Origin of the sequence: Microbispora sp. NPDC088329 (assembly GCF_040685655.1) — a bacterium.
In the GTDB taxonomy this organism is placed as follows: Bacteria; Actinomycetota; Actinomycetes; order Streptosporangiales; family Streptosporangiaceae; genus Microbispora.
Genome location: NZ_JBFBIP010000006.1, coordinates 1 through 16,845, shown reverse-complemented (window position 1 = coordinate 16,845; position 16,845 = coordinate 1). Strand labels below are relative to the sequence as shown.

Here is a 16,845-nt window from a genome sequence, read left to right as displayed (position 1 = left end):
CGGGGCTCTCGAACACAGGGCCCTTCGAACACGAGAGGAAACCATGACCAGCAAGGTCAACCGGACGCTCGGCCGCACCGGCGTCCTGGTCAGCCCGCTCACGCTCGGCACGATGAACTTCGGCCGGTGGCAGGAGGAGGACGAGAGCATCCGGATCATCCGGGCCGCCCTCGACGCCGGCGTCACGGCCGTCGACACCGCCGACGTCTACAGCCAGGGCGTGTCGGAGGAGATCGTCGGCAGGGCGATCAAGGGCCGTCGCGACGACGTCTTCCTGGCCACCAAGTTCCACGGGCAGATCGGCGACGACCCCCGGCACGCCGGCAACTCGCGCCGCTGGATCGTCCGCGCCGTGGAGGACAGCCTGCGCCGGCTCGGCACCGACCGCATCGACCTCTACCAGGCGCATCGGCCCGACCCGCACACCGACCTGCTGGAGACGCTGCGGACGCTCGACGACCTGATCCGCCAGGGCAAGATCCTCTACTACGGCACCTCGGTCTTCCCCGCGCACCAGCTCGTCGAGGCGCAGTGGCTGGCCGACAGGCACGGGCTCGTCGCCCCGCACACCGAGCAACTGCCGTACTCCCTGCTCGTCCGCAGCGCCGAACGGGAGGTCTTCCCCGTCACGCGGAAGTACGGCGTCGGCGTTCTCGCCTACGGTCCGCTGGCCGCCGGCTGGCTGTCCGGCAGGTACCGCGTCGGCGGCGAGCAGCCGGAGTCGGCGCGCGCCGAGCTCATCCCCGGCCGGTTCGACATCACCCTCGAACGCAACCAGCGCAAGCTCGCCGCCGCCGACGCGCTGGCCCGGCTCGCGGAGGACAACGGGCTCACACTGGTCGAGCTGGCCCTGGCGTTCGCGCTCAACCACCCGGCGGTCAGCAGTGTGATCATCGGCCCGCGCACGGCCGGGCATCTGGACGCCTACCTGAAGGCGGCCACCGTCGAGCTGAGCGAGGACGTCCTCGACCGCATCGACGAGATCGTCGACCCGGGCACCCACTTCATCGAGCGCGACACCGGCCGCGACACCCCGTCCCTGCAGCCGGCCGCGCTGCGCCGCGCCCACACCGACAACGCCTGACGAAGAGGACACCCATGAGCTACGGCGCCTACGACACGACCTACGCGGCGGCCGAGGACCGCTACGAGAAGCTGGAATACCGGCGTGCCGGCGACTCCGGTCTCGACCTGCCGGCCATCTCCTTCGGCCTGTGGCAGAACTTCGGCACCGACCACCCGTACGAGACGCAGCGCGAGATCGTCCTGCACGCCTTCGACCTGGGCATCACCCACTTCGACAACGCCGACAGGTACGGCCCGCCGCACCGCGCCGCGCAGAAGTTCTTCGGTACGGTGCTCAGGCGGGACCTCGCGCCGTACCGCGACGAGCTGATCCTGTCGACCAAGGCGGGCAACCCGATCGGCCCCAGCCCCTACCTCAAGGGCGGCTCGCGCAAGTCGCTGCTCACCTCCCTGGAGCACAGCCTGCGCGACCTGGGCACCGACTACGTCGACATCTTCTACAGCCACAGCCCCGACCCGGCCACGCCGCTGGAGGAGACCGTCGGCGCCCTCGTCAGCGCCGTACGGCAGGGCAAGGCGCTCTACGCCGGAATCTCCAACTACCCGCCCGAGCGCGCCCACGAGGCGGCCGGACTGCTGCGCCAGGCGGGGACGCCGCTGCTGGTCCACCAGCCCCGCTACTCGATCTTCGACCGCCGGCCCGAGACCGGCGGCCTGCTCAAACTGGCCGCGGAGGACGGGTTCGGCCTGGTCGTCTACTCGCCGCTGGCACAGGGGCTGCTCACGGACAAGTACCTCGCCGGCATCCCGGCGGGCGCGCGGGCGGGCAACAGCACGTTCCTGTCACCGGACGTGATCGACGACACCTACCGGCGGCGGGCCGGCGAGCTCAACCGGATCGCCCAGGGGCGCGGCCAGTCGCTCGCGCAGCTGGCGCTGCAGTGGGTGCTGCGGCAGCCGCAGGTGACCTCGGCGATCATCGGGGCCAGCTCGACGGCGCAGCTGGACCACAACGTCAAGGCGCTCGGCTTTCCGCCGCTGACGGAGGAGGAGCTGGCGCTGATCGACGAGCACGGCGTGCACGGAACCGGACTGAGGCTCTGACATGACCGACCTCACCACGACGATCGGGGCCGGCGTCGAGGACGGCCGGCCCTTCCGCCTGGGCTTCCTGCTGCACCTCGACGGAGACCTGCCGCCGGGCAGGGCCTACCGGGAGGCGGTCGACCTGTTCGTGGCCGCCGAGGAGCTGGGCTACGACTCGGGATGGGTGATCCAGCGGCACTTCCGGCAGGGCAAGGAGCACGTCTCCGCGCCCCTGGTCGTGCTCGCCGCGATCGCCGAGCACACCACGCGGATCCGGCTGGGCACCGGCGTACTGGTGCTTCCGCTGGAGGACCCGCTCAAGACCGCGGAGGACGCGGCGACCCTCGACGAGCTCAGCGGCGGCCGTCTCGAACTGGGGGTGGGGTCCGGCCCCTTCCCCGGGGCCTGGGAGGCGTTCGGAAAGGACCTGGCCGACCGGCACCGGCTCTTCGACGCCTCCGTCGCGCGGCTGCACGAGGTGCTGGAGGGGGCGGCGCTGAACAGCCTGGGCGAGGTGCTGCACCCGCCCGCGGCCGGCCTTCGGCGGCGGTTGTGGCAGGCCACCACCGGTGACCCGGAGCTGGCGCACGCGGCGGCGGCCGCCGCGGGCCGCGCCGGTGACGGGCTGCAGCTGTCCCGCGCCACCGCCTGGCGTGGCGGCACCGTGCGCGAGGCGCAGCGGCAGCAGGCCGAGTGGATCGCGGCCTACCGTGCCGCCCACGAGGAGGCCCACGCGGCGGGCCGGAGAGCCGCACGGCCCGGACCCGGCCGTGAGCCCGAACCGCGGGTGCAGGTCTCCCGGGCCGTCTATCCCCACCCCGACAGGGCGGAGGCCGTGCGTCTGGTCACGCCCGGCGTGCGCCGCTGGCAGAGCTGGCTGTCCTCCCGGCGCGAGGTGGCCGACCTCGGCGTCGAGGAGTTCCTGGAGGCCGACCACGCCCTGCTCGGGCCGCCGGAGGCGCTCGCCGCCGAGCTGGCCGCCGACCCGGCGCTGCGGCAGGTCACCGATCTGCTGGTGAGCTTCGTCCCCGGCGTGCCCGTGTTCGACGAACACGTCCGGCTGCTCACCGCCGGGGCCCGGGAGCTGGCGCCCCTGCTCGGCTGGCGTCCCGCCCGGCAACCCGTCGCGGTGCCGAGTGGGACGCCGTGACCGGGCGCGCGGCCGTCGACACCGTCACCACCGGCACGCCCCGCGCGGCGGCCGATCTCGGCCTGGCCGAGCACCCCGGCAGAGCGGCGCGTTATCCGCACGAGTTCCTGGAGGTGGTGACCCGGCTGTGGGACGGCTGGGAGCCGGACGCGATCGTCGCGGACAAGGAGAGCGGCCGGTACGCCGGCCCCTCCCGCATCCACCGGACCGGCCACGAGGGCGAGTTCTTCTCGGTGGCCGGGCCCCTCCCGGTCGGCGCCGGGCCTCAGGGCCGGCCGGTCATCGTCCAGGCGGGCGGTCGCCGAGCAGGTTGACGTCGAGGTGCAGCTCCCTGGCGCTCATGACGGCGTCCTTTCCCCGGCGTGGTCCACGTCCTCGGCCCGGGCCCGGTCCGCGACCCGGGCCGTGTCCCCGGCGGGTGCCACGGGCCGTGCCCGCTGGCCCGGAACGGCGGCCAGCAGGGCCCGCGTGTAGTCGTGGCGCGGCTCGGCGAACAGCGGCCCGGTCTCGCCCGCCTCGGCCACCGTGCCGTCCTTCATCACCACCACGTGGTCGGCGATCTGCCGGACGACGGCCAGGTCGTGCGAGATGAACAGGTACGACACGTTCAGCTCGGCCTGGAGGGCGGCCAGCAGCTCCAGCACCTGGGCCTGCACCGACACGTCGAGCCCGGAGACCGGCTCGTCGCAGACCACGAGGGCCGGTTCGAGCGCGAGCGCCCTGGCGATGGCCACCCGCTGCCGCTGCCCGCCCGACAGACGGGCCGGACGGCGGTCGTGCAGGGCGGGCGGCAACGCGACCCTGGCCAGCAGTTCCCGTGCCCGCTCCCTGCGGGAGCGCCGCCCGCCCACGCCGAAGATCCGCAGCGGCTCCGCCACGATCTCGGCGGCGGTGAAGCGCGGGTCGAGCGAGGCGTACGGATTCTGGTGGACGAGCGCCATCCTGCGCCGGAACGGCCGCAGCTCCCGGCGGCCGAGCGCGGTGAGGTCCTCGCCCTCGAACAGCACCCGTCCCGCGGTGGGCTCGGCCAGGCGGGTGACCAGCCGGGCCGTGGTCGACTTGCCCGACCCCGACTCGCCCACCAGGGCGACCGTACGGCCGGCCGGGACGGTGAAGCTCACCCGGTCGACGGCGCGGACGGTGCGCGGCCCGGCCGAGGCGCGCGGCAGCGGGAAGTCCTTGACCAGACTCTCGGCGACGAGCAGATCGGGCGGTGGCGTGCGCGGCTCCCTGTCCCGTGTGACGAGGCGGCGCGGGCGCAGGCCGGGCGCCGCCGCGACCAGGGCGCGGGTGTAGTCGTGCCGCGGCGACTCCAGGATCTCGCGGGCGGCGCCGGTCTCCACCACCCGGCCCTGTGACATCACCACGACCCGGGAGGCGCGTTCGGCGGCCACGCCGAGATCGTGGGTGATCAGCAGCACCGCGGTGCCGAGCTCCCGGGTGAGCGTGTCGAGGTGGTCGAGGATCTGCCGCTGCACCGTCGCGTCGAGCGCGCTGGTCGGCTCGTCGGCGATCAGCAGTTTCGGCCGGGCGGCCAGCGCGATCGCGATGAGCACCCGCTGCCGCATGCCGCCCGACAGCTCGTGGGGGTACTGGCGGGCGCGCACGGCCGGGTCCGGCAGGCCCGCCTGGGCCAGCAGCTCGACGGCGGCGAGGCGGGCGGCGCCGCGGCCGGCCAGCCCGTGCACGACGAGCACCTCCGCGACCTGCGTGCCGACCCGCTGCACCGGGTTCAGCGACACCATCGGGTCCTGCGGCACCAGCGCGATGTCCCGCCCGCGCAGCGCACGCATGCCTCTCGGCCCGAGCGCGGTGAGCTCCTGCCCGTCGAACCGCAGCGTGCCGCCGTCGATCCGGCCGCCCGGCGGCAGCAGCCCCACGACGGCGTGCGCGAAGGTCGACTTCCCCGACCCCGACTCCCCCACCACGGCGACCACCTCGCCGCGTCCGACGGTCAGGTCGATCCCCCGCAGGGCGGGCCGGCCGCCGTACGAGACCCGGACGCCCGCGGCGTCGAGCAGCCAGGTCACCGCCGCCCCGGTCACCCCCATCCCGGACACCTCCATCCCGGTCACCCCTCCTCCGGTCAACGCAGCCCCGCCCATTCGCCCTCGGCCCTGGCGATGCGGTTGACGGCGAGCGCCACGGCCGCGACCGTCAGGCCGGGCATGGTCGTCAGCCACCACGCGCTCGACAGGTAGTCGCGGCCCTGGGCCACGAGCGCGCCCCACTCGGGCGCGGGCGGAGCCGCGCCGTACCCGAGGAAGCCGAGCGCCGCGACCGCGAGCACGGCCGTGCCCGTGCTGAGCGTCGCCACGGCCAGCAGGGGCCCGTACGCGTTGGGCAGGACGTGGCGCAGCAGCACCGAGTGCCGGCGGGCGCCGAACGCCTCGGCCGCCTCGACGTAGGCCGATGTGCGCACCCGCAGCACCTCCGCGCGCATGATGCGGGCGAAGCCCGCGACGTTGGCGAGACCGACCGCGAGCGCCACGTTGACGGTGCCGGACCCGAGCGCGGTCACCAGCGTGAGGGACAGCAGCAGCGACGGCACGGCGAGCAGCACCTCGATCACGCGCGCGATCACGTCGTCGAGCCACCGCACCGCGAGGCCCGCGACCAGCCCGAGCAGACCGCCCAGCACGACCCCGGCCGCCACCGCGACGACGGTGACCTTCAGGGACGGCCCGGCGCCGTACACGACCCGGGTGAAAAGGTCGCGCCCCAGCTGGTCGGTGCCGAACGGGTGCCCGGGACCGGGCGGCAGCAGGCTACGCGCGGGCGCCGCGGCGAGCGGGTCGCCCGAGGTGAACAGTCCGGGGAGGAACGCGGCCGTCAGGGCCAGCAGGACGACCACGACCGACACGAGCAGCCCCGGGCGGGAAAGCAGCAGGCGGGCGGCCCCGAGCGCCCGCCTGCCCGGCCCGGCCGTCAGCGGCGCCTCGGCCGCCAGACCCGTCACCAGGCCCGTCACGAGGCCCGCCCGCCGAGGACGATGCGCGGGTCGAGCAGCGGGTACGCGAGATCGACGAGCAGGTTGACCAGCACGATGACGACGGCGCTCACGACCACGACGCCCTGCACGACGGGGATGTCCTCCGCGCCGACCGCCGTCGCGGTGATCCTGCCGAGGCCGTCGCGGGAGAAGACGGTCTCCACGACCACGGCGTTGGTCATCAGCTCCCCGATCACCAGGCCGAGCAGCGTCAGTGCGGGGATCACGGCGTTGGGCGCGACGTGCCGCAGGTGAACGCGCAGCCGCCCGGCCCCCTTGGCGTGCGCGGTCTCCACGTACGGGTCGCGCAGGACGTTGTCGAGCCCGCGGGCGAGCACCTGGGCGAGCGCCGCGGCGGCGGGCACGGCGAGCGTGACGGCGGGCAGCACCTGGGCGGCCGGGCCGGCGTCGCCGGCGGAGGGCAGCAGCCGCAGCCGGAACGACACGACCTGGAGCAGCACGAGCCCGACCCAGAACGTCGGCAGGGCGACGCCGAGGGACGGCAGCGACAGCAGCAGCCGCCGCAGCCGGGGCGTCCGCGTGTAGGTGGCGAGCAGGGCGAGCCCGGCACCGGCCGGGACCGCCAGCGCGACGGCGAGGCCGGTCAGCGTGAGCGTGGCGGGCAGGCCGGTGCGGATCAGCCCGAGCACCGGGACGCCGCTCGTCACCGACCGGCCGAAGTCGCCGTGCAGCGCGGCCGCCAGGCGGTCGAGGTACTGGACCGCCAGGGGCCGGTCGAAGCCGTACTCGTGCCGGAGCGCGGCGATCTGCGCGGGGTCCACGGCGTCGCCCGACGCCCCGCCCCCGGTCATGATCTCGATCGGGTCGCCGGGCAGCAGGTAGAGCACGATGAAGGAGAGCGTGAACGCCGCCCACAGCACCAGCGCCGCCTGTGCCAGCCGCCGCGCGAGGTAACGCGCCATGTCGCGGCGGGTCATGTCAGGAGACCCACGCGTCGTGGAACTGCAGGCGGGCGGCGGAGTCGAAGCGCACTCCGTGGGCGCGTGCGCCCACGCCGACGATGACGCTGCCCTCGAACAGCGGGATGGCGTAGGCGTCGCGCACGAGCAGGGTCTGCGCCGCGGCCACCTGCGCGGCCCGTTTGCCGGTGTCGCTCTCGGCGGCCTGGCCGTCGAGGGCGGTCTGCAGCGGCCCGCCCGGCAGCCGTACGGCGTTGAGACCCCGGGCCGTGTAGTAGCGCCGGAGGATGTCGGGGTCGGCGCTGGGCGCGTCGCCGAGGATGAGGTCGTAGTCGCCGTCCTTGAACGCCTGCAGGGCCTGGGAGACCGGTGTCTGCTTCAGCACGACGTCGACGCCGACGACCTTGAGCTGCTGCTGAACCAGTTCGAGGGCCGACTGGGTCGCCGCGTAGGTGGAGAACCAGCGCAGGACGAGGCTGAGCCTCCTGCCGTCCTTGACCCGCACGCCGTCCGCGCCCGTCTTCCAGCCGGCGCCGTCGAGCAGGCGCCCGGCCCCGGCCGGGTCGGCGGCGAGGTCCGCGCCGAGGTCGGTGTATCCCGGGGTGGAGCCGGCGAGGACGCTGGTGGCGGGCCGGTAGACCGACCCGTACAGGGTGGTGACGATCTGCCGCCGGTCGACGGCCTTCTGGATCGCCCGCCGCACGGCGGGGTCGGCCGTCAGCGGCCGGGAGACGTTCACGTTGAGGCTGTAGACCAGGCCCGCCGGGGAGCGCGTCTCCAGCGCGAGCCCCTCCTGGCGCAGCTGCGGGGCGGCCTGCGGCTGGAGCAGCGAGACGACGTCGGCCTGGCCGGAGCGCAGCCGGCCGACCCGTACGCTCTCCTCCGGGACGACCTGGAACACGACCTGGTCGAGGTAGGCGGCGCCCTTGTGGGGCGCGAGGGCGGAGCCCCAGGCGTAGCCGTCCCTGCGCCGCTCCACCACCTCCTGGTTGGGCGTGTAGTGGTCGAGCACGAACGGGCCGGAGCCGACGACCCCCGAGGCGCACCGGTCGGCCGCCGGCTTGGCCAGCGTCGCCTTCCCCACGATGCCGAGGCTCGTGGTGGAGGTGCCGTACAGGAACGGGGCGTTGGGGTGGTCGAACTCGACCCGCACGGTCCTGGCGTCCACGGCCACGCTGCGCCGGTAGCCCGACAGGTAGGTCGACGCCTGCACGGCCCGCGCGCCGAGCTTCACCAGATGGTCGAAGTTGTCCTTCACCGCCTGCGCGTCCAGCGGGGTGCCGTCGCTGAAGGTGACGCCGTCCTTGAGAGTGAAGGTGAAGCGGCGGGCGCCGGACTCGGCCTTCCAGGACTCGGCGAGCCAGGGCACGATCTCGCCGGTGGCCGGGTCCTGGTCGGTCAACGAGTCGACCAGCTGCCGGGTCACCGTGATCGTGGTGCTGCTCCCCGCCTGCTGGGGATCGAGACAGTCGGGCGCGGACGACAGCGCCGCCGTCAGCCGGCCGCCGGGCTTCGGCTGTCCGGACCCGCCGGCCTTCGCCGGATTCCCGGCGGACGCGCCGGACCCGCAGGCCGCGACGAGGAGGACGGCGCAGACCGCGCCGCAGGTCGTCACCTTCAGGGGCATCGGGCGGCTCCAATTTCCTTCTTTATCTACTACTTGACTAGGTTTTTAGGCGACAAGAAAGCGGGGAATGTCCCCGCTTTCTCGTTACGATAACGGGGACACTCCCCGCTAATCAACCGATTGGGGCGTACATGACCGGACCCATCCGCGTCGGCGTCGTCGGGGCCTCACCCTCGCGCGGCTGGGCCGCCACGGCCCACCTGCCCGCCCTCGCCCGCCTCCCCGGGTTCACACTGGCCGCCGTCGCCACCTCCAACCCCGCGAGCGCCCGTGAGGCCGCCCGGGTCTACGACGCCCGGCACGCGCTGACGGCCGCGGAGCTCGTCGCGCACCCGGACGTCGACCTGGTGGTGGTCGCCGTCAAGGTGCCCGGCCACGCGGAGCTGATCAGGGCCGCGCTCGGCGCGGGCAAACACGTTCTGTCGGAGTGGCCGCTCGGCACCGGCCTCGGCGAGGCGACCGAACTGGCCGCCCTCGCGAAGCGGGCCGGGGTGGTCCACGCCGTCGGCCTGCAGGGTCTGCACTCCCCCGGCGCCCGGCACGTGCGCGAACTGCTCGACGGCGGCCGCATCGGCGAGGTGTGGGCCGTCAGCGTCGTCTTCTCCGCCGCCGGCGGGCTCGGCAGCGGCCGGATCCCCCGGTCCGCGGTCTGGGCCGCCGACCCCGCCGCCGGGGTGAGCCTGCTCAGCGTCTCGGCCGCCCACATCCTGTCCGTGCTGGCGACCGCCGTCGGCGAGCCGTCCGAGCTGTCCGCGATCGCGGCCTGCGCGGGCGGCACCGCGGTGGTGGAGGAGACCGGCGAGACCATCCCCGTGGGCATGGTGAACCAGGTCGTGCTGCACGGGTTCCTCGGGCCGCACGGGTTCCTCGGACAGCACGGGCGCCTCGACGGCGGCGTCGTCGCCTCGGTCGCCGTGCAGGGCGGCACCCCGCCCGCGGCGGCCGGCTTCCTGATGAGGATCGCCGGAAGCGAGGGGGCGATGACCGTGACGCCGGTCCAGCGCGGCGGCTCGATGCAGATCGCCGACTGGGCGGTCCGCGTGGCCCGGCACGACGGGGCGGAGGAGGAGGTTCCGGTGCCGTCACGCCTCCGCGCGGCGCCCCCGGACGTGCCCGCAGGGCCGCCGGCCAACGTCGCGGCCCTGTATCTCGAGGTCGGGCGGGCGATCGCGGAGGGCCGCGACGCCCATCCGAGTTTCGAGACGGCGGTGCGCTACCACCGTCTCGTCCGCCTCATCGAGGAGGCGTCGCGTTCCGGCCTGCGGTTGCCCGCAGACCGTCCATGAGCACGATGAGGAGCCGGTCGGCCCGGGTGGCGTCGCGGGGACCGCGCTCGGTCGCCCAGGCGATGCCGGTCGCCTGGGTCAGCAGGTCGACCGCGTCGACGTCGCACCGCACCTCTCCCGCGCTCTGGGCCCGCTCAAGGAGCCGGGCCGCTACACCGAGGAGCGTGGCGCACGAGCCGTACAACGGGGAGCCCGGTTCGCCCCGCAGCGTGGCCAGCACCGACGCGGGCAGCCCCTGGTAGGTCCTCGTGTACGCGACGAACTCCCCCAGCCAGGCGGCCAGGGCGTCCGCCGGCCTCTCGCGGGAGACCAGGGCCGGCTCCCCCTCCACCAGCTGGCCGATCCGCTCGCCCAGCACCTCCTCCAGCAGCGCCTCACGAGTGGGGAAGTGGCGGTAGAGCGTGGCGTTCGCCACCCCGGCGCGCTTGGCGATGCCGTCCAGCGGTGCGTCCGCGCCGTGCTCGGCGAACGCCTCGATGGCGGCGTCGAGCAGCACCTGCCGGTTGCGCCGGGCGTCGGCCCGCATCCGCCGGGCGCTCCCGGCACCGGGTTTCACATCGGCCCGGGAGCGACCGGATCCGGCATGCGGCACGTCGGCCCGGGAGCCGCCGGAGCCGGGCGGCGGCTCCTCGATGAGGGAGCGGCCGGAGCCGGGCGGCGTCACGTCGGTCGGGAGGCGGTCCCCCGCCGTTCCGGGGAGCATCCCCCGATTAAAGCACCCGCCCGCCCGCCTCCCGGATGGCGCCGCACCTCACCTCTAACCGCGTGCGGGCCCGCCGACGCCGGTCATCCCGGCGGATTCTCAGCGCCGGTGAATTCTCAGCGCCGGTGAATGCACTTCCCGGGGATCAGCGGCCCTCCGCCCCGGCCGGGACGGGAACCGGCAGGCCGTAGTGCTCGCGCAGCGTCGCGCCGCGGTACTCCGTGCGGAACAGGCCGCCCCGCTGGAGGATCGGCACGACGTGGTCGACGAACGCGGGCAGCCCGTCGGCCAGCACGTCCGGCATGAGGTTGAACCCGTCCACCGCCCCGGACTCGAACCAGCGCCGGATGAGACCGGCCACCTGCTCGGGGGTGCCGACGACCTCGACGTTGCCCGTGCCGACGCCCCGGCCGAGCAACTGCCGGACGGTGAGACCGGTCCGGGCGAGGCGGCGGGCCACGTCCTCGGCCCGGCCCGAGTCCGGGGAGTCCGGCGTGTCCGGCGGCAGGCTCGCCATCAGCTCCGGCGGCACCGGCCGGTCGAGTTCGAGCGCGTCCGGCGGGATGCCCAGCGTCAGCGCGAGATAGGACACCGGCCCCGACAGGTCGGTGAGCGCGTCGAGCCGCTCCCGCCGCTCGTACGCCTCGCGCTCGGTGCCGCCAAGCGTGATCCGCAGCCCGGGAAGGATCCGGATCGCGGCCGGATCGCGGCCGTACTCGGCGGTGAGCTCCCGCAGCTCCCGGGCCGCCTCGCGGGCGTTCGCCAGGTCGCCTGGGGCGGAGAACACGGCGTCGGCCGTCCGGGCGGCCAGGTGCCTGCCCTCCGCCGCGCCGCCCGCCTGGAAGATCACGGGGTAACCCTGCGGGGAGGGCGGCAGCGTCAGCGGGCCGTGCACGGTGAAGTGCTCGCCCCGATGGGCGATCGGCTCGACGCGGGACAGATCGGCGAACCGGCCCTCGGCCACGTCGGCCACCACCGCCCCGGGACCCCAGCTGCGCCACAGTGCCCGTACGACGTCGACGAACTCGTTGCCCCTGGCGTACCGCTCCTCACGGGTGGGCTCGGCGGCGCCGAAGTTGCGCGCGGAGTTGGAGTTGTAGGTCGTCACCGCGTTCCAGGCCGCCCGGCCGCCGCTGATCACGTCGAGGGCGAGGAACCGGCGCGCGACGTTGTAGGGCTCGTTGTAGCTGGTGGACGCCGTGCCGATCAGCCCGATCCGCTCGGTGGCCCGGGCGATCGCGGTGAGGATCAGCGTCGGTTCGAGGCCGTTGTACGGCGGCCCGGCGGCGAGGTTCTGCACCACGCCCGGGGAGTCGGCGAGGAAGACGGCGTCCAGCAGGCCGCGCTCGGCCACGCGGGCCGCGGTGACGTACTCGTCCACCTGGATGAACGACAGCGGCGACGCCGCCGGCCAGCGCCAGGCGCCCGGGTGCGACCCGAGCCCGCCGAGCAGGTTGACGTTGAGATGCAGTTCGCGGGTCATCGTTTCCTTTCACACAAATTCGTGCGCATCTGTCACTCTTCACCGGGCCGCTCACCAGCCCGCTCACCAGGTCACGGGCAGCGCGTCCAGGCCGAACACGGCCGAGGACGACCGGAACGGCACCTCCGCGTACGGCACGGCCGGCCGCAGGCCGGGGAGGCGGCGCAGCAGCGCGGGATAGGCGATCCGCATCTCGATCCGGGCGAGCGGCGCACCGAGACAGTGGTGGATGCCGTGCCCGAAGGCGAGGTGCCCCGGCGCCTTCCTGGTGACGTCGAAGCGGTCCAGGCCGGGCCCGAGGCGCTCGTCACGGTTGGCCGTGGGCAGCGAGCACACCACCAGGTCCCCCGCCTTGATCTCGCGGCCGCCGAGGACCACGTCGACCTGGGCGATCCTGGGCAGGCCCGCGTGCACCACGGACAGGTAGCGCAGCAGCTCCTCGACGCCGCCGTCGACGTGATCGTCGTCGCGCATGAGCGCGGCCTGGTCCGGGCGCAGCAGGAGCAGCAGCACGCCGAGGGAGAGCATGTTGGCCGTGGTCTCGTGCCCGGCGAGCAGCAGCAGGTCGCACACCCCGGTCAGCTCCCGGTCGGAGAGGGTGTCGCCGTGCTCGCGCACGAGCATGCCGATCAGCCCCTCGCCCGGCGCGGACCGCTCCCGCTCCACCAGGCCGGCCATGTACGCCCGCGACTCCTCGACCGCCGCGATCCGCTCCTCCACGCCGAGGGACATGTCGAGCCGCCGGGCGCTGCGCCGCTGGAAGCCGGCCCGGTCCCCGTACGGCACTCCCAGCAGCTCGCAGATGACCAGGGACGGGATGGGCAGCGAGAACGCCTCGACGAGGTCGGCCGGAGGGCCCGACCGCTCCATCGCGTCCAGGTGGCCCGCCACGATCTCCTCGATGCGCGGCCGGAGCCGCCGCAGCCGCTTGACCGTGAACTCGGGGCTGAGCATGCGGCGCAGCACGGTGTGCTCGGGCGGGTCGTACGCGCCGAGCAGGCCCGAACCGGCCGAGGAGACCGAGCCGGACCGGTCCTCGCGGGTGGTGAGCGGGTGGCCGTTGGCGAAGCGGGCGGAGTCGCCCATCACGGCCCGCACGTCCTCGTAGCGGGTGACGAGCCAGGCGGTCTCCCCCCACGGCAGCGTGATCGGGGCCACCGGTTCGCGGCTGCGCCGCCGGGTGAGCCGGGCGTCGGGACCGAAGCAGTCCCTGCGCACCAGCAGGGGCACGAGCGTGTCCTGGGTCACTGGGCACCATCCTCATTCGCGGGGCCCGCGCCGGGTCGTGTGCTGAGGGACCCGGCGGGAGCCGGTTCATCGCGCGGCCAGTTCCTTGGGCAGGTTGAACGTCGTCGTCTCGACCGCGACCCGCCGCTCCACCACCTCGACCGGGCCGAGACCGCGCAGGTTGCGGATGACGCCGTCCACGAGCGCCGGCGGGGCGGAGGCGCCGGCCGTCAGGCCGATCCTGGCCGCCTCGGCGAGGTCGGCGAGCCGGACGTCGCCGACGTCCTCCACGAACCGGGTCGGCGTGCCCGCCCGCTCCGACAGCTCCGCCAGCCGCAGGGAGTTGGAGGAGTTGGGCGAGCCGATCACGAACAGCAGGTCCGACTCGGCGGCGACCGCGCGCACGGCCTCCTGCCGGTTGGTCGTCGCGTAGCAGATGTCGTCGCTTCCCGGCCCCTTGATCCCGGGGAACCGCTCCCGCAGCGCGGCGACGACCTCGGCGGCCTCGTCCACCGCGAGCGTCGTCTGCATGACGTAGGCCGTCCCGCCCTCGTACGCCGGGAGGCGGGCCACGTCGTCCACCGTCCGCACGAGCGTCGTCCGGCCGGGCGCCTCCCCCAGGGTCCCCTCGCTCTCCTCGTGGCCCGCGTGCCCGATGAGCACGATGTCGTCCCCCCGGGCGGCGAACCTGCGCACCTCCGCGTGCACCTTGGTCACCAGCGGGCAGGTCGCGTCGATCACCCGCAGCCCGCGCCGCCGCGCCTGCGCGCGCACCGCCGGGGACACCCCGTGCGCCGAGAAGACCACGAGGGCGCCCTCCGGCACCTCGTCGAGGTCGTCGACGAACACCGCGCCCCGCTCCGCCAGGTCCCGTACGACGTGGGTGTTGTGCACGATCTGCTTGCGCACGTACACCGGGTGCGGATACCGGGCCAGCGCGGCCTCCACGATCTGCACGGCCCGCTCGACGCCGGCGCAGAACGACTGCGGCTGGGCGAGCAGCACCGTCCGGGGGCGCCGCGCGGCCCGCCACCGGCCGAGCACCTCGGCGACGGCGGCCTCCGCGTGCGGGGAGACGGCCCGCACCCCGCCGGGGAGGGCTCGGGGCGCCGTGCCGACCACCAGACCGGCGCGGCGCAGTTCGGCCGCGATCAGGTCCGCGGACTCGAGCGAGTCGGCCACGAGGGCGTCGGCAGGCGTCATGAAAGGCACCTTTCTTGGTCGGGATGGTTCGTACGGTAGGCACCGATTCGTCCTGAGAACAGGGAGGCGTCCCGTGCGGCAGGACAGCGGCCCGGCCCGGCGTCGCCGCGACGGCCCCGCCCGCGGACGGCGTCGTCCCGTGCGGCAGGACAGCGATCTGGCCCGGCATCGCGGCGAGCGTCTTTCATACACGCCATGACCCTTCTGGAACTGATACGGGAGCCCCGCGACCTGCGCGGCCTGACCCTGGACCAGATGCGGACCCTCGCCGCGGAGATCCGTGCGCTGCTCGTCGACCGGGTGTCCAGGACGGGCGGGCATCTCGGCCCCAACCTCGGAGTCGTCGAGCTGACCCTGGCCGTCCACCGGGTGTTCGACTCCCCCCGTGACCGGATCCTGTTCGACACGGGCCACCAGGCGTACGTCCACAAGATGCTCACCGGCCGGGCCGCGGGGTTCGACCGGCTGCGCCGCCGCGGCGGGCTGTCCGGCTACCCCTCCCGGGAGGAGTCCCCGCACGACCTGATCGAGAACTCGCACGCCTCGACCGCGCTGAGCTACGCCGACGGCCTCGCCAAGGCGTACGACCTGCGGGGCGACCACGACCGCACGGTGGTGGCCGTGGTGGGCGACGGGGCGCTGACCGGCGGCCTGTCGTGGGAGGCGCTCAACGCCGTCGCCGCCTCACGCCGCCGCCTCGTCGTCGTCCTCAACGACAACGGCCGGTCGTACGCGCCGACCGTGGGCGGCCTGGCCTGCCACCTGGCCGCCGCGCGGGCGGAGCGACGGGCGCCGCGGGTGTTCGAGCACCTCGGCCTGCGCGTCGTCGGCCCCGTCGACGGCCACGACCTCGGCGCACTGGAGCGGGCGTTGCGCGAGGCCGGGGAGGCCGGCGGGCCGGTGGTGGTCCACTGCGTGACCCGCAAGGGGGCCGGGTATCCGCCCGCCGAGCGTGACGAGGCCGACCGTTTCCACGGCATCGGCGCGATCGACCCGGCGACGGGACGGCCGAAGCCGCGTTCCCGCTCCTGGACGTCGCTGTTCGCCGAGGAGATGGTGCGGGTGGGCGCCGACCGGCCCGACGTGGTGGCGATCAGCGCGGCCATGATGGAGCCGGTGGGCCTCGGCCGGTTCGCCGCCGCCTACCCCGGGCGGGCGTTCGACGTGGGGATCGCCGAGCAGCACGCGGTGGCCTCCGCCGTCGGCATGAGCATGGCGGGGCTCCACCCGGTGGTGGCGGTCTACGCGACCTTCCTCAACCGGGCGTTCGACCAGGTCCTGCTGGACGCGGCGCTGCACCGGGCCCCGATGACTCTGGTGCTCGACCGGGCGGGGGTGACGGGCGAGGACGGCCCGAGCCACAACGGGGTCTGGGACCTGTCGATCCTCCAGGTCGTGCCCGGCCTGCGGGTGGCCGCGCCGCGCGACGGCGCCACCCTGCGCGCCGAGTTGCGCGAGGCGCTCGCGGTGCCGGACGGGCCGACCGTGGTGCGGTTCCCCAAGGGGGCGCTGCCCCCGGACCTGCCGGCCATCGGACGGGTGGGCGGCGCCGACCTGCTGCGGCGCGGCCACCGGGAGGACGTCCTGATCGTGTCGGTCGGCGCGATGGCCCCGGTCTGCCTGAGCGCGGCCGAGCGGCTGGCCGAGGCCGGGCTGGGGGTGACCGTGGCCGACCCGCGCTGGGTGAAGCCGGTCGACCCGGCGCTGGTGGATTTGGCGGCCCGGCACCGGCTGGTCGTGACCGCCGAGGACAACAGCAGGGCGGCGGGCGCCGGGTCGGCGTTCGCGCAGGCGCTGCGGGACGCCGGGGCCGACGTGCCGGTACGCGAGATCGGCGTGCCGCCGAGGTTCCTCGACCACGGGTCGCGGCCGGAGGTGCTCGACGAGGCGGGCCTGCGCCCCGGCGCGCTGGTGGACGCCGTCCTTGGCGCCCTCGGCCGGACTCCGGAGGCCCCGGCGGGGCTGGTGACGCTGGCGAAGGGCAGGTGAGGACATGACCGCCGTATCCCTGGGAATTCCCGTCGTGCGCCCCCGGCCGATCGCCGACCGGCGGGTGTCACGTCAGATCATGGTCGGCTCGGTTCCCGTCGGCGGGGACGCGCCGGTCTCGGTGCAGTCCATGACGACCACGCTGACCGCCGA

Annotated in this window: 14 protein-coding genes and 1 pseudogene; 7 read left to right on the top strand and 8 right to left on the bottom strand. The window is 74.6% G+C overall.

The genetic code is table 11. The features are described 5' to 3' along the window. Positions 1 to 43: 43 nt before the first annotated feature. The 4 genes from AB0O28_RS13985 to AB0O28_RS13970 are packed head-to-tail and all read left to right on the top strand — an operon-like array spanning position 44 to position 3,576. On the top strand, positions 44 to 1,084 hold the full coding sequence (locus tag AB0O28_RS13985) for an aldo/keto reductase (protein WP_363639873.1): 1,041 nt from the start codon (positions 44 to 46) through the stop codon (positions 1,082 to 1,084). A gap of 14 nt (positions 1,085 to 1,098) precedes the next feature. Beyond that, on the top strand, positions 1,099 to 2,130 hold the full coding sequence (locus tag AB0O28_RS13980; protein WP_363639871.1) for an aldo/keto reductase: 1,032 nt from the start codon (positions 1,099 to 1,101) through the stop codon (positions 2,128 to 2,130). Position 2,131: 1 nt separating this feature from the next. Then, entirely contained in the window at positions 2,132 to 3,262 is a 1,131-nt protein-coding gene (locus AB0O28_RS13975; protein ID WP_363639869.1) for an LLM class flavin-dependent oxidoreductase, read from the top strand. After that, positions 3,259 to 3,576, top strand: a complete 318-nt coding sequence (locus AB0O28_RS13970; RefSeq protein WP_363639867.1) for a hypothetical protein — start codon at positions 3,259 to 3,261, stop codon at positions 3,574 to 3,576. Before AB0O28_RS13975 ends, AB0O28_RS13970 begins: the two co-directional genes overlap by 4 nt. Before the next feature lie 24 nt (positions 3,577 to 3,600). On the opposite strand, the gene AB0O28_RS13965 is transcribed toward AB0O28_RS13970, so the two are convergent. The 4 genes from AB0O28_RS13965 to AB0O28_RS13950 are packed head-to-tail and all read right to left on the bottom strand — an operon-like array spanning position 3,601 to position 8,801. Then, a complete protein-coding gene (locus AB0O28_RS13965; protein ID WP_363640451.1) occupies positions 3,601 to 5,328 on the bottom strand; it encodes an ABC transporter ATP-binding protein in 1,728 nt (575 codons plus the stop codon). Between the two features lie 20 nt (positions 5,329 to 5,348). Continuing rightward, positions 5,349 to 6,233 carry an ABC transporter permease gene (locus AB0O28_RS13960; RefSeq protein WP_363639865.1) on the bottom strand — a complete coding sequence of 295 codons (885 nt, stop codon included), beginning with the start codon at positions 6,231 to 6,233 and terminating at the stop codon, positions 5,349 to 5,351. Next, on the bottom strand, positions 6,230 to 7,192 hold the full coding sequence (locus AB0O28_RS13955) for an ABC transporter permease (RefSeq protein WP_363639863.1): 963 nt from the start codon (positions 7,190 to 7,192) through the stop codon (positions 6,230 to 6,232). Before AB0O28_RS13955 ends, AB0O28_RS13960 begins: the two co-directional genes overlap by 4 nt. 1 nt (position 7,193) lies before the next feature. After that, positions 7,194 to 8,801, bottom strand: a complete 1,608-nt coding sequence (locus tag AB0O28_RS13950; RefSeq protein ID WP_363639861.1) for an ABC transporter substrate-binding protein — start codon at positions 8,799 to 8,801, stop codon at positions 7,194 to 7,196. 131 nt (positions 8,802 to 8,932) lie between these two features. Here AB0O28_RS13950 and AB0O28_RS13945 point away from each other — a divergent pair, with 131 nt between their 5' ends. Beyond that, positions 8,933 to 10,087 carry a Gfo/Idh/MocA family oxidoreductase gene (locus tag AB0O28_RS13945; protein ID WP_363639859.1) on the top strand — a complete coding sequence of 385 codons (1,155 nt, stop codon included), beginning with the start codon at positions 8,933 to 8,935 and terminating at the stop codon, positions 10,085 to 10,087. Here AB0O28_RS13945 and AB0O28_RS13940 read toward each other — a convergent pair. The 4 genes from AB0O28_RS13940 to ispH all read right to left on the bottom strand — a co-directional run bounded on the left by AB0O28_RS13940 (position 10,035) and on the right by ispH (position 14,703). Beyond that, a complete protein-coding gene (locus tag AB0O28_RS13940; RefSeq protein WP_363639857.1) occupies positions 10,035 to 10,790 on the bottom strand; it encodes a TetR/AcrR family transcriptional regulator in 756 nt (251 codons plus the stop codon). The genes AB0O28_RS13945 and AB0O28_RS13940 overlap by 53 nt on opposite strands. A 145-nt stretch (positions 10,791 to 10,935) precedes the next feature. Next, positions 10,936 to 12,273 (bottom strand): NtaA/DmoA family FMN-dependent monooxygenase, encoded by a 1,338-nt coding sequence (locus tag AB0O28_RS13935; RefSeq protein WP_363639855.1) that lies wholly within the window; start codon positions 12,271 to 12,273, stop codon positions 10,936 to 10,938. 63 nt (positions 12,274 to 12,336) lie between these two features. Then, entirely contained in the window at positions 12,337 to 13,521 is a 1,185-nt protein-coding gene (locus tag AB0O28_RS13930) for a cytochrome P450 (protein WP_363639853.1), read from the bottom strand. A gap of 66 nt (positions 13,522 to 13,587) precedes the next feature. After that, positions 13,588 to 14,703: a 4-hydroxy-3-methylbut-2-enyl diphosphate reductase gene (gene ispH / locus AB0O28_RS13925; protein WP_363639851.1), complete on the bottom strand. Its 1,116-nt coding sequence runs from the start codon at positions 14,701 to 14,703 to the stop codon at positions 13,588 to 13,590. A gap of 195 nt (positions 14,704 to 14,898) precedes the next feature. Between ispH and AB0O28_RS13920 the strand changes: the two genes are divergently transcribed. Together AB0O28_RS13920 and AB0O28_RS13915 are read left to right on the top strand one after the other, a co-directional pair. Further along, on the top strand, positions 14,899 to 16,692 hold the full coding sequence (locus AB0O28_RS13920) for a 1-deoxy-D-xylulose-5-phosphate synthase (RefSeq protein ID WP_363639849.1): 1,794 nt from the start codon (positions 14,899 to 14,901) through the stop codon (positions 16,690 to 16,692). 4 nt (positions 16,693 to 16,696) lie between these two features. Beyond that, positions 16,697 to 16,845: pseudogene (locus AB0O28_RS13915) on the top strand (4-hydroxy-3-methylbut-2-en-1-yl diphosphate synthase); the annotation flags it as partial.